This window comes from Massilimicrobiota sp. An142 (assembly GCF_002160725.1).
GTDB lineage: Bacteria > Bacillota_I > Bacilli_A > Erysipelotrichales > Coprobacillaceae > Allocoprobacillus > Allocoprobacillus merdigallinarum.
Map to the genome: position 1 here is coordinate 97,762 of NZ_NFLD01000007.1, position 12,080 is coordinate 109,841.

Annotated in this window: 16 protein-coding genes; 2 read left to right on the forward strand and 14 right to left on the reverse strand. The window is 32.4% G+C overall.

Features of this window, described 5'->3' with window-relative positions:
- Nucleotides 1-212: 212 nt before the first annotated feature.
- From B5E87_RS04935 to B5E87_RS04970, 9 genes are all read right to left on the reverse strand, one after another.
- Entirely contained in the window at nucleotides 213-803 is a 591-nt protein-coding gene (locus B5E87_RS04935) for a hypothetical protein (protein ID WP_087243811.1), read from the reverse strand.
- Between the two features lie 16 nt (nucleotides 804-819).
- Entirely contained in the window at nucleotides 820-2,433 is a 1,614-nt protein-coding gene (locus B5E87_RS04940) for an NERD domain-containing protein (RefSeq protein WP_087243812.1), read from the reverse strand.
- 25 nt (nucleotides 2,434-2,458) lie between these two features.
- Entirely contained in the window at nucleotides 2,459-2,785 is a 327-nt protein-coding gene (locus B5E87_RS04945) for a helix-turn-helix domain-containing protein (protein WP_087243813.1), read from the reverse strand.
- Between the two features lie 128 nt (nucleotides 2,786-2,913).
- Nucleotides 2,914-3,084, reverse strand: coding sequence for a hypothetical protein (locus B5E87_RS14990; protein WP_158095558.1), 171 nt, complete (start codon nucleotides 3,082-3,084; stop codon nucleotides 2,914-2,916).
- Nucleotides 3,085-3,180: 96 nt separating this feature from the next.
- Nucleotides 3,181-4,221 carry a hypothetical protein gene (locus tag B5E87_RS04950; protein WP_087243814.1) on the reverse strand — a complete coding sequence of 347 codons (1,041 nt, stop codon included), beginning with the start codon at nucleotides 4,219-4,221 and terminating at the stop codon, nucleotides 3,181-3,183.
- Nucleotides 4,208-5,545, reverse strand: coding sequence for a PcfJ domain-containing protein (locus B5E87_RS04955; protein WP_158095559.1), 1,338 nt, complete (start codon nucleotides 5,543-5,545; stop codon nucleotides 4,208-4,210). Before B5E87_RS04955 ends, B5E87_RS04950 begins: the two co-directional genes overlap by 14 nt.
- A 65-nt stretch (nucleotides 5,546-5,610) precedes the next feature.
- Nucleotides 5,611-5,997: a hypothetical protein gene (locus B5E87_RS04960; RefSeq protein WP_087243816.1), complete on the reverse strand. Its 387-nt coding sequence runs from the start codon at nucleotides 5,995-5,997 to the stop codon at nucleotides 5,611-5,613.
- Nucleotides 5,998-6,124: 127 nt separating this feature from the next.
- Entirely contained in the window at nucleotides 6,125-6,460 is a 336-nt protein-coding gene (locus B5E87_RS04965) for a YolD-like family protein (protein WP_087243817.1), read from the reverse strand.
- Nucleotides 6,461-6,478: 18 nt separating this feature from the next.
- On the reverse strand, nucleotides 6,479-7,735 hold the full coding sequence (locus B5E87_RS04970) for a Y-family DNA polymerase (protein ID WP_087243818.1): 1,257 nt from the start codon (nucleotides 7,733-7,735) through the stop codon (nucleotides 6,479-6,481).
- A gap of 144 nt (nucleotides 7,736-7,879) precedes the next feature.
- Between B5E87_RS04970 and B5E87_RS04975 the strand changes: the two genes are divergently transcribed.
- On the forward strand, nucleotides 7,880-8,473 hold the full coding sequence (locus tag B5E87_RS04975) for a LexA family protein (RefSeq protein WP_087243819.1): 594 nt from the start codon (nucleotides 7,880-7,882) through the stop codon (nucleotides 8,471-8,473).
- Between the two features lie 12 nt (nucleotides 8,474-8,485).
- A complete protein-coding gene (locus B5E87_RS04980) occupies nucleotides 8,486-9,439 on the forward strand; it encodes a DUF4046 domain-containing protein (protein ID WP_087243820.1) in 954 nt (317 codons plus the stop codon).
- Nucleotides 9,440-9,469: 30 nt separating this feature from the next.
- Here B5E87_RS04980 and B5E87_RS04985 read toward each other — a convergent pair whose 3' ends face one another.
- The 5 genes from B5E87_RS04985 to B5E87_RS05005 all read right to left on the reverse strand — a co-directional run.
- Nucleotides 9,470-10,057, reverse strand: coding sequence for a hypothetical protein (locus B5E87_RS04985; RefSeq protein ID WP_087243821.1), 588 nt, complete (start codon nucleotides 10,055-10,057; stop codon nucleotides 9,470-9,472).
- A gap of 73 nt (nucleotides 10,058-10,130) precedes the next feature.
- On the reverse strand, nucleotides 10,131-11,153 hold the full coding sequence (locus B5E87_RS04990; RefSeq protein ID WP_087243822.1) for a DNA recombination protein RmuC: 1,023 nt from the start codon (nucleotides 11,151-11,153) through the stop codon (nucleotides 10,131-10,133).
- Nucleotides 11,154-11,208: 55 nt separating this feature from the next.
- Entirely contained in the window at nucleotides 11,209-11,544 is a 336-nt protein-coding gene (locus B5E87_RS04995) for a hypothetical protein (protein ID WP_087243823.1), read from the reverse strand.
- Nucleotides 11,545-11,555: 11 nt separating this feature from the next.
- Entirely contained in the window at nucleotides 11,556-11,762 is a 207-nt protein-coding gene (locus B5E87_RS05000; protein ID WP_087243824.1) for a hypothetical protein, read from the reverse strand.
- 150 nt (nucleotides 11,763-11,912) lie between these two features.
- A partial coding sequence (locus tag B5E87_RS05005; RefSeq protein ID WP_143746878.1) for a zinc ribbon domain-containing protein occupies nucleotides 11,913-12,080 on the reverse strand: 168 nt, incomplete at its 5' end.

Consider the following 12,080-nt stretch of genomic DNA (forward strand, 5'->3'; position numbering starts at 1 on the left):
AATTTTACTCCTCTTTTGGAAATAAATCCCAATTCCATGTTCAATTTTACAACCATAGGAATTATTGCTGTAGTCGTACCTCAAACTCCTTATAGCTATATCGTAATCGCCATAACACTTTCCGATATGGATTCGCCCTTCGGCTGGACTGTAAATTATCCATTCACATCTTATCATAATCTATGCATTTAATCCACAAAAAAAGATAGCGATTATCTTGCTATCTTGTTTGTTTTGTTTAGCATCGAATATTTCTTATAGTCACAGTGAATGAATGCATTGCTTTTGATTTCTTCAATGGACATTTCATTCATGAGCTTATCATATTCTTTATTAAATTCTTCCTCGCTTAAGTTCTTTTCTCTTTGTTCATTTAATAAGTCAATAAAAGCGTCGCTCTGTTTATCAGACAAAAGAGAAATGATACGATGGTCAAGGATTGTTGAATCTTGAGATGTAATAACAATAAAGAATGCCATAGCTTGCCCTTCTCCCAGATGGTGAAATTCAATTTCAGGAGCTGTATTTGCAGCATGGTATCCAAACTCATAATAACTTCCATCAAAACTCAAAATAATATCCATCACGTTTCCAATTTCTGCAATATCCAATGTGACATTCCCCTTAAAATCCTTCAATTCCTCTATAGTCCAATCGCCTTGCAAATTTAACAGAAATGTAAAATCATTAAGGCAGACAATCTGAGTCCTGATATTCCCTGGGATATGAGGAATTGGCCCCATACCTAGAATTTCAGGCATCTTTTCGCCCTGTTCGAAACCAATCATATTTTTATCACTCATTATCTTCTATTCCTTTCTATATCATCATTGGTACTATCATAATAGCACTTAAAACCAGTGCTTCTATTAACATCATACCAAATCCTCCAAAAATTCCTATATGTCTTTCCACCTTATAACAATCTCCTTCTTCATACCCATGCTTCCAAGAACCTATGTATCTCTGTTCATTGACAATATTACCTATACAGATGCATAAAAACATAGATGATAGGAAGATTGCAGGAATGTTTTCCTTATTAATAAAGAAATGTGAACCATATAAAATCAATCCGATGACTGATAGTACGCCAAATACACATTTCATAATTGTTCTTTTTCTGATTCCATTCTTGTAATAATCATCTCTCTGCACTTTCAATAACCATTGTGTCAGACGTGGAAGATAGAATCTAATATGATTATACAAGATTTCATCATTATAGACAGCGTAGGCACTTTCGAGTGTTGACAAAAAACTATCAAAATTCTTTGTTTCCTCTTTATATCTATAACTATAAATGGTGTTACCTATTTCCATTGCCTTTCTCATATCTATCTTTTTAGGATATTCTTCTATAACAGAATAAATATCGGTGCCTCTGATGACTTTATGAATAGACTGATTCTCTATCTTCACTTCATCATTAGCAACAACAATAAGAGGAACGACTGGTAGTATTTCATCGTTATAATTGATTCTTATCAGTCTCTTGATAGCTACACAGTCTAATGCATTCTTTTCTACTGGAGAATCAAGCTCTGTGATAAGACCTTCTTTATCTTTTAAAGTCCATTTATTGTCAGCAGGGACGACAATTGTCTCACCGCTCACTCCTTCATTGAATAATGATAAGACAAAAATACCTTTATCAGAAAAGATAATTCTATCAATTGTAAAATCCTGTCTTCCAAAAACGCTTCCTTCAAACTGTATATCTTTTAATATGAGATATTCCATACTGAATGGCTCCAGTTTTTTATCCATATAATTCTTTGCATCTATACGTTTCTTCATATAGATGTATTGTTTATATGCTTTTTCTGCCATCTCAAAATAGGCATTATCTATTCTTTTGTCCATTTGTGCCTCAAGCAACTTGTAAAAGAGATTTTCTTCATCACCACTTCTCAATAATCCGCTTACCTTCAATCCTTCTATATCAATGAATTCAGTCAGCTGACTTCTTAGGATATTGTCATTGACTTTCAGTACCTTTTCTGGATAGCTATATAGATTTAAGAAGGTTTCGTAGTTGTTTAAATCATAGTTTTGTCCATCCTGTCCATCATTGAAAACGAAAAGATATGACTTATCCATCTCGACTTCATCTATATAGCGAGGTGTTGAGAACTTATGAGGGGTTGAATTCTCCCTAATCTCTTTATAAATATCTAAATATGTATAAAACAGGGATTCAAAAAGTTGAAGCTGTTTCTTTAGGTGTTTTAAAGTTTCTTGGGAGATGGGCATCTCTTTTGAAACGGGAGCAAAATCCAATCCCCTTAATTCGCTTTTATTAATAATGCTGTTATAAAACTCATCAAATTCTTGATTACTAAAATTTCCAAATAAATCCTTGGATTCATCATATGAAGCAATACAGAGTTTTCTGGATTCTGTATTGTATTTAATATCCTTTCTTTGCATGCTCAACCTCCAAGGATGTTAATAGCTACTGTTGAGAGTTTCGCTTACGTTTATATTCAATAATGAACATCACTTCTTTCAAGTCGTCATCAGGCAATTCTGTAAGCAGTCGTGCAATATTGGCAATATTGTAATAATCATACTTTTTACCATTTATCATCTCTTCCACGCTACGTCCATAAAGTTTGGACAATATCTTCAATTCACTAACTGTAACGTCTCTCTTTCCATTTTCTATATCAGAAATGGCAGAATGAGGGACATTGAGATGAGAAGCGACTTCTTTTTGCGTCAAATTCTTGAATTTACGATATTCTTTTAAACGGTGGCTGAAGTCTTTATCAATAGCCATGTTTCATCATCCTTTCATTATAAAAGTTCATGGAATTTCTTTCCATGTATCATGAATAGTATATCATAATTTTAGGATTATTACAAGTTTTCTTAGGAATTTTATAAATGTGTTAGTAAAAAGAAAAACTAATCTTGATAAAGATTAGTCTTCTTCAATAAATTTGGATATTTGTCTTTATTTTTGTCATTCTTAATGGCTTTTTTTAGAATTTCAAGAGCATCTTTTGTATTTTTATTTTCTCTTTGCAGATTCTTTATCTGTCTTTTGTTTCTATCTTGTTGTGTCTTTTTTACCATTTTATCACCTGATAGTATTATGAAAGAATAGAAATGGGATGTCAATAGAGTTGATGATGAAAAAAAGAGAGCTTCTTGCTCTCTGTTCGTATATCTCTAGGATTCCCTTGCTTTTGATAGCTGGTGGATTTTTAGTAGAGTCTGAAGAGAATTATCATGCAATTTTTTCAAATACTCATCAGCTTCTTCAATGGAAACATGCAATTTCTTTACCAATTCCCAGTTATTGATGACATAAGCCATAAATTGAGGCGTCAAGCCTTGTTCTGGGATTTTATAAAGAGTGTAGTTGGTATCAAGATAGCTACTATACATTGAACATATCTCTTTTATATCCATAGGATTATCAAACCATATCTGACAAAGGGCCAACGCTTCCTTTGGACTACAAGTAAGTAAATTCGTCTTGTTATGGTTAATATAATAATATAATTCATGATATATGTACATAAATCTTTTTTGCTCTTCAAATGTTAAATTTAATCCTTCTAATGATTTATGCTTATTTAAATAACCAAACATATACGTTATATACTCTTCATCAAAATCCAATTTAGCAAAATCGAAGTTTGCTTTTAAAAGATTATATTTTTCCATAAAACCATCATAAAAGAAATAACTTCTAGCCCTTTCATACTGAAAAAATGATTTATCTATATTGTATAAAATAATATCCATCAATATTTCATTAATGTACATGCTTCTATCTGGATATATATAATGAATATTCATATCACTATCATCTATGTACTGAAGGAGACAGTCTTTTATATATCTTTTATCCTGGTTATCACCTTGAAATGAACAAAGTTTTCTTCGATACACTAATTTGTCATTTCTACATTCTGGAATATCTTGTAATGTTAAATGAAGTGAAATATCCCAAAGTTTCTTTTCTTCAACTGTTTCTTTTGCAAAATTAATGTAAAGCATGTATGCTCGAAAATGATTGTCTGTTTCAAATCTAATTTGCTTTTGATAAGACGTTTTAAATATTAAGTCGCTTCTTTTTAGACTCAAACCACAATGAGGACATACATTCTCATTTAATTCAACAGCGTGTCCACAACAACATAATTTCTTTGTATCAAATTTAATTCCATTTTTTTCAATATGGTATTTTTCAAATAGATTCATTCATCATTCCCCTTTCATTGTTTTTGATATTAGAAACCCATTCCTTAATATACTTTGCTTCTTTTTTGCTGACAGCCCTATTTCCTTTTCTTTTGTATTGAATAGCTTCATTAAATGAGTTTAGCTCAACAGTTATAAAGGAACTATCAATATAAGATTTTTTTCTCATGAAGTAGATTTTAGATGTATTATCAACAACTCTATTAAAATAACTGGCAACACAATTATGCATATCATGCCCTTCCTTAGATAAATCTTCTGGCTTTTCTGGACAAATGACTGTATATTGATTGCTTTCTGGTAAATATTTTAAAAGTTTAGAGTTTTCCTTACATACTTTTTTAAAATTATCAGTCTTTTCCTTGTTGGCAATAATTTCTATCTGATTAGAAAAATCATCATGATATAAGTGATAGTTTCTGATAATTTCTGATGTTAAATGAATATTTAACTGTTTTGCCATATTGACAACATCAACTATTTCTTGAAAGACATGATTGAGTACATTGCAATGACTTTCATTAAACAGCACCCATCCTTTTCCTCGCTTTAATAAGTTACGAATGATAAATTCTAATAATATCTTTGTTTTAAGTTTAGGAAAATCATTCAATATTAATAAAATACATTCTAAAATCCCGTTAATAGAAATGATATCTAACTTAGTGAAACATTGAAAAAAGCCAAAAATAGTCTTTAGCCCATCTGGTCCACAATTATTTAAATGATATAATTTATTCAGTGTACAGATATCAATTCCACTATAACATTGAATAAATTGCTGTATAATTCCATCAAATTTATTATCAAAATCCCAACTATGACTATATAATGGCATAGTTTTTTTAAGTCCTTCAAATGACACTCCTGATTTCAGTGCTTTTTCACACATTGAAAGATATTTCAAATTCCCAAAAACCATCATTTCAGGCATCTGATAATTATTATCTATCAATCTTACATATTGAGGGCCTATCTCTTTAAATGAAATGTTATCTGATATAGAAACTATAATTTCTCTTTTGACTTTATTGAAAAAATCGTCTTCATAGTCAAATTTATAGGTGTCTGTATATTTTTTAAGAAACTGTTTCAAGGATTCGTTATCCTTTTCTCCCCATGAATTGAGATTAACAATAGAAAAATAGTCTTTTGATACTATTTGGTCATTTTCAATCAAACATGAAACAATATTTTTGTTTTCCAGATAAATTAAATAATATCTTCCCTCTATTCTATTAAATTGACGAGAAAATACATGCAAATCATCTTTCTTATCTATTTCTAACAAACAAACATCATGTTTTTTATAAAACTCAATCATAATTTCCTTCCTTTCTTCTAAAAATAAAAGACTCTCACATAGAGTGAAAGTCATTTTCTTTTCGTTTATTTTAAATCTTCTTCTGTAATGCCTAATGATTTCTTCATCATATCAAACATGGCCTGTTCGGCTGGTGACATCATATCTTTGGCAGCTTCTCCAATTTTGAACATATCTCTCATGGAAATACCAAGTGGATTTGTATAGCTATCCATATAAGCTTTATCATCTCCATCTTCGTATTCTTCCTCGTCATCCTCTTCTTCATCATATTCATATTCAGAAGCAATATCTTGAATTTCTTCTAATGCGCCTTCTAGATATTCATTTCTCCTTTCAAGATAATCATTTCTTTCTCTAAGAGCGATAACTTCTTCTGTTAATTCCTTATTTTGTTCTTCTAAATCATTACAATACTTTTCAAATACTTCCATTAATTTTGGTTCTAACATATTTCTTCCTCCTTGTTTTTCCCATAAAAAAAAGACACACTCAATGTGCGTCTCATACTCGTTTATAGGTACATATATAGTATATCATATTTTATCATCAATTTGAGGAATAATTTCAACCCAAATCCTAGAAAAACTCATCCAACTCTTCCCCATTGATAGCAACAATATCCTTGAGATTCAGCTTTGTCTTGACTATCTGGATAATTCTAGTATCTAGGTTGAGTTTAGAGACTATACCTTCAATCTGATAATATTTACCTCTATCAAAATACACAACAGATACCATCATTCCCTTTTTGACCTGATGAATCTTTCTATCCAAAATCTCTAATTCATCTTCCATCAAACTTGCCCTTGGTACTTCAACTCTTTCCTGTTCTTTTAATATCTCTCTAAAGCCTTTCAATGCATCAAAAGACTGAAACATCTGCGCTCGATGGGCTCGACTTCTTTTGGCCATCAATATCACACCTCTTTTCTACTTGGCATTATGCCCGCCTATGAGAGTATTTCGTTTTCTCTGGGTTGCCTTGTCATAAAAATTCATTCCTTTTAAGACGGCATTCTTCCCATACTTATTTTGAATGAATACTAAAGTCTGCTGTAATCGTCTTTCTTTGTCTATGTCTTCCATATCAGTAAAAAGATTATATTGCTCAAAGTATTCATCCTTCAGGTTGCCAAAACTAATAGCAATCTGCCTGATGGGATAGTCTTTCACAATGATTTTCTTAAAAAGAAGGATAAACTCTTCCATAAGCAACTTACAGGAATTTGTTGTCACACCAATCTTTCGACTCCCTCTTGATGGCTTGATAACATTCTTGGAATAACCTATAAAGAGTGAAATATGGTTTGTCACAAGATGATTCTCAGTGAGTTGTAGGACATTGACATCGACCATTTCCTTCATGACGAGAAATGCATCATTGGTTTTGTAGTCTTCAAAGAGTATCTGTGAATTGGAAATGCTATTTGCCTTTGGCTTATACGCTTTAATATCCTCTATTGTACAGGGCTCTCTGCCCCAGCTATGGTCAATCAGATATTCAGCATTGACTCCAAAAATCTTATATAGAACCTTTTCATCACAGTGTGCAATACCTGCCATATCATCAATCCCTAGCATGGCCAATCTGTTTGCTGTTCCTGGCCCGACATGCCAAAAATCTGTCAGAGGTTTATGATGCCATAACAATTGTCTGTATAACCCTTCATCCAAGAATCCCATATTATTAGGCGAATGCTTTGCTGTAATATCTAAAGCCACCTTTGCCAAATAAAGATTTGAGCCAATGCCAACCGTTGCAGTGATATTCGTCTCCTTTAAAATATCATCTAAAATCATCTGAGCAATCTGTTTTGCCGTTTTCTTATATAGAGAAATATATGTTGTCACATCTAGAAAAGCTTCATCACATGAGTAGACATGAATATCATCTGCACTGATGTATTTAAGCATAATCCCATAAATCTTCGCTGAATATTCCATATAAAGACTCATTCGAGGAGGTGCAATGATATACTCAATGTCCTTTGGTATCTCATAAATTCTCCCTCGACTTGGAACCCCTAATTTCTTGATTGCAGGTGTTGCCGCCAAGGTAATAGCTCCACCGCCTCTCGATGGGTCAGCTACAACCAAATTAATTTCAAATGGGTCAATTCCTCTTTCTGCACACTCGACTGAGGCATAAAAAGATTTCAAATCAATACATAAATAAATTCTATCCATCACCACTCAACTCCCTTGTATGTCTTTATTATATAGCGAGAAAGTATACATAATCAACATAATTTTGTATACTTTGGATAGTAATTATTGGAAAATGCTTTATTTATCAAGCTTTTTCGTATATAATTTGCTTGAGGTGAAATCATGGAATTAAAGGATATAATCAGAGAATACAAGAACAGGTATCAATTGAATAACGAACAGATTGCAGAAAGATTCCATGTATCTAAGAATACTGTGGCGCGATGGTTAAGAGGAGAAGTGAGAAGTCTACAGGATGAAACAGCTTATAATATTTCTCAGGTGTTAGGTTATGATATCCAGATGTTGTTACAAGGAAAAGCCATCACAATGCATCGACCAATTCTAGGATATGCCAAGGCTGGCTATGACCTATTCCTCGAGGAAAACTTTCTTGGCAATGAAGTCATATCACCAGATGAATATGAAAAAGGCGACTTCTTCTTGAAAGTTGTTGGTGATTCGATGATTAATGATGGGATTGTTGATGGCGGTCTTGTCTATGTCAAGAAAACAGAATGTCTCAACAATGGTGAAATAGGCGTTTTCTCATATGATGAAGAAGTCACTATTAAAAGATTTTTTAAAGAAGATGATGGGTATTTGCTTAAGGCAAGCAATGCCAATTGTCAGGATTTATTCTTTTCTTTTAAAGATGCAAAGGAGAAACACCTGAAAATCATTGGAAAGGTTCTATTTAGCAAGAACTATATGTAGGAGGATGTTGTGATGAGAATCAATCCAGACGATTATAAACCTCATGAGATTTGGCAGATGGTTATGATAGGCAAACCTATCAAAAGATATCCGAATGGATATTTTGATACTGCACTCAAAAATGAAAGATTTAAGGATATTTTTCAATATATCTGCTTTCAGGTCAAAAGCTGGCAAATTGATGAAATTCCCTCTCATATGACTTCTCAATTTCTAAAAGAAAACAAGCTATCTTCCTTATATAATACTGTCTTTCATCATAATATGTTCGAAATGCTTGATACAGCCTTCCCGAATATCTTTCATCCATGGCAACTTCTTTTTGTCCCCAAAGGCTATTGGAATCTTGAAACTGCTAAGGAAGCTACAATCTGGCTGATAGAAGAAAAGCTTCATTGGACAAAAAGTGATATCAAAAATAAGATGACAAAGGAAACCTTCATTGAAAATGGTGTCGGGTGTCTATATATGGAAGAATTCAATGGAAGTATTTATAAAGCATTGTGTAATGCATATGGTCATGATTATATTCAACCATGGGAACTTAAATGCACACCCATATCTTATTGGAATGAAAACACTATCAAGCTTCCACTACAATGGCTTATTGATAAAAAAGGCTATACCAAGGAAACAATTATGAATTTAACTGAAGAAGAAATTATACAATATGGTTTTTATTCAGCTTATGATATGTGTAATCAATCTCTTTTTCAACTTCTAGATAAGACTTTCCCGCATGAATATAAAAAAGTGGGCAATGTTATATACTACATGCCCTTAAATATTAGAAACAAAAGAGAAAATAGTGTTATAATGACAGGAGTCCGTTTTCATTCTCAAAAGAAAGCATGGATTGCTTCAGTCTATAGAAATAATATCAATATACATTTGGGCTACTTCAAAACAAAAGAAGAAGCTATTCAAGCTAGACTTCAGTATGAACATGAAGAATTATATAAATAAAAGAAAAGATGCTATTTTACGTCTTTTTATCTACAATTTCTGAAAGAATTCTCCATTCCATATATACGCCTTATACAACTTGGCGATATCCTTTTCGTCATTTATACTACTTATTCTAGGCCCAAATATCAACATAAATTCTTCATCATCATATATATATCTTTTGAGATTGATAGCTTCAGCAATTTTATTGGCGAGATGCATAGCATTTGTATATTCTTCCTTTTCTGAATCATAGTCGCCATATGATATAACCACCCTTAAAGGACATTGAATATAGGTTAATTTGACTAATTCGTCACTCCAGTCATTCCAAGCATTTTCATGTTCTACAGCCGCCAGAAGTCGCCATTGATGAAAGTTTAATTCCCCATCCTTTTTATAACCTTCAGCCAAACTTTCATAGATACAATTATCAATTCTATAATATTCATTCGCTATATTGGCATTTGGAAAGGTTTCAAGCAAAGCCTTATCAATCAATGACAGCCCTTCATTATTTTTGGTAATGATATGTGTCCATTTCCCTGCGTTATGATAGGCTTCTGTCCCGTTCCCATCGAGAAAATCTTTTATATTTTCTATAAAATGATGGTAAAAAATTATTGATTTCATCATATCTAATGTCTCCTTTTATTTTCTATTATTAATAAAATATATCATATTCTATCAAAAATAAACAGACGCAACATTAAGCGTCTGTTTCACTCTCTTCAGGATTGTACCCATCATAAATCTTCATAATTCTTCCACCAATCTTTTCAGATGACGTCCTTACGTCCTTGAAGTTCTTTTGAAGATTTGAGATGGTATTATCCACCTTATCTAATCGTGTATATAATCTTTCAACATCCTGATACATACCAACAATATCCTTTTCCAGTGCCTTGATATTCCTACTTCTTTTGAAATCCTTTGTCAGATTCACTAGAGTAAAAACTACTCCTATCAAGGTTGTTGGGGATGTTATCAAAATATGTTTTTTATGTGCTTCTTCTATCAATTCACTATGATTGCCACAGACATACATATAGATTGCTTCAGATGGTATAAACATCACAGCATTTTCTACAGTTTGAGAATTGATATATTTCTTAGCAATGTCATTGATGTGTTTTTTGATATTCTGTTTGAATAGACTCTCATATTTACTCATTTCTACATCAGACAAATCTTTATTGAGTAGATTTTGATAGTTTTCTAATGGGAATTTCGAGTCTATAATCATGACTTTGTCAGTTCCTGGTAAATGCAGTGCAACATCACCAATATATCCGTTTTTAAGTGTGTATTGTGTCTCGAAAATCTCCTGGTTATCTCCAGCATAGACACTTAACAGATTATTGAGCTGGTATTCTCCCCAGTTCCCTCGAGATTTCTTATTGACCATAATATCATTAAGAGCATTGACTCTTCCAGCAATATCGTTGACTTTCTCAGTTGACGAAGTAGATTCCTTCATTAAACTCAGTACATTCTCATTCATGTTTCTTAAACGCTCTGCCATTTTCTCCTCATTTTTCATGGAATCAAGAGATTGCTGATTAAGGGTTGAGATAGATTGTTGCTGAGAATTGAGAAGGGATTGTAGTTGTACCATACCTTCATTATTTTTGTGTTCAGATAATAACTTATTTGTTGCCTGCAACTTCAAATATAACATCACAACTACAAACAAAATAACAATAAGAGCAATTATGTATATAATGTCCAATCTTATACCTCCTTTTCATGTTCTATAAAATTATATCATTATAATTAGTTTCATTCTACTTCATAAGTGACTTTAATTCATCAATCTGCTCGTACAATTCATCAATTCTTTCCTGTACAAATTGATTGTATGTCTGGATACACTCCTGTTCATTGTCATAGATGTGTGTAATATTTACACCTCTTGATTTACTGTTAACGAGCTGACCTCGTTTCCCATAAGGTACAAATTGATAGTAGTAATCACCTTTCTTTTTAATTTGTCCCTTCACCGGAGGACAATGAAATCTTCTGTTTTTGTTTTTGCTGTCTGATTTGTGGAAAGTCATTCCCCATACATCAGATTTTTTTTGATATATTTCTTCAAATTTTTCATAATCATTAATTAACATACTATTTCCTCCTAATATCTATCCTCATAATGGTATCCTCTATAAGGATATCCATTTTCATTTTCACTAGCTATTTCCATTAATAATTCTCCTGTTATCTTCATTAACTGATTCAAAGACATGCCTAAAGGACACTCATGTCCGTATAAATTTTGTAATCTATCTTTTAAGACATTTGTATCGGTATGTCTGAGATTTTCTTTCATTTCTTTTTTCATAATACACTCTTCCTTTGTGAACTACTCGGCATTGAAATAACGAGCTTCTCGGTCGAGTGCTCCAACGAACACAGCATACCCGAGCTTTGAGTTTTCTATATAAATAGTCGCACTCTCCTGTTGTCCCATCAGTACGGCGATTATATATTTTTATGCCATCATCTGCATTCCAGCATTCAATATATTGATGGCAGCATTGACATCTCTGTTGTGATGTGTATGACAGTCTGGGCATGTCCATTCCCTGACAGACAGGTCTTTTGTAATATCATGAACTGTCCCGCACACATGACATGTCTGGCTACTTGGATACCATTT

What these genes read in the sequence shown, in the direction of transcription:
- B5E87_RS04935 (WP_087243811.1), bottom strand. Translation starts at nt 803, where the DNA reads ATGAGTGATAAAAATATGATTGGTTTCGAACAGGGCGAAAAGATGCCT.
- B5E87_RS04995 (WP_087243823.1), bottom strand. Translation starts at nt 11,544, where the DNA reads ATGTTAATTAATGATTATGAAAAATTTGAAGAAATATATCAAAAAAAA.
- B5E87_RS04960 (WP_087243816.1), bottom strand. Translation starts at nt 5,997, where the DNA reads ATGTTAGAACCAAAATTAATGGAAGTATTTGAAAAGTATTGTAATGAT.
- B5E87_RS04980 (WP_087243820.1), top strand. Translation starts at nt 8,486, where the DNA reads ATGAGAATCAATCCAGACGATTATAAACCTCATGAGATTTGGCAGATG.
- B5E87_RS04945 (WP_087243813.1), bottom strand. Translation starts at nt 2,785, where the DNA reads ATGGCTATTGATAAAGACTTCAGCCACCGTTTAAAAGAATATCGTAAA.
- B5E87_RS04975 (WP_087243819.1), top strand. Translation starts at nt 7,880, where the DNA reads ATGGAATTAAAGGATATAATCAGAGAATACAAGAACAGGTATCAATTG.
- B5E87_RS04940 (WP_087243812.1), bottom strand. Translation starts at nt 2,433, where the DNA reads ATGCAAAGAAAGGATATTAAATACAATACAGAATCCAGAAAACTCTGT.
- B5E87_RS05000 (WP_087243824.1), bottom strand. Translation starts at nt 11,762, where the DNA reads ATGAAAAAAGAAATGAAAGAAAATCTCAGACATACCGATACAAATGTC.
- B5E87_RS14990 (WP_158095558.1), bottom strand. Translation starts at nt 3,084, where the DNA reads ATGGTAAAAAAGACACAACAAGATAGAAACAAAAGACAGATAAAGAAT.
- B5E87_RS04970 (WP_087243818.1), bottom strand. Translation starts at nt 7,735, where the DNA reads ATGGATAGAATTTATTTATGTATTGATTTGAAATCTTTTTATGCCTCA.
- B5E87_RS04985 (WP_087243821.1), bottom strand. Translation starts at nt 10,057, where the DNA reads ATGATGAAATCAATAATTTTTTACCATCATTTTATAGAAAATATAAAA.
- B5E87_RS04955 (WP_158095559.1), bottom strand. Translation starts at nt 5,545, where the DNA reads ATGATTGAGTTTTATAAAAAACATGATGTTTGTTTGTTAGAAATAGAT.
- B5E87_RS04965 (WP_087243817.1), bottom strand. Translation starts at nt 6,460, where the DNA reads ATGGCCAAAAGAAGTCGAGCCCATCGAGCGCAGATGTTTCAGTCTTTT.
- B5E87_RS04950 (WP_087243814.1), bottom strand. Translation starts at nt 4,221, where the DNA reads ATGAATCTATTTGAAAAATACCATATTGAAAAAAATGGAATTAAATTT.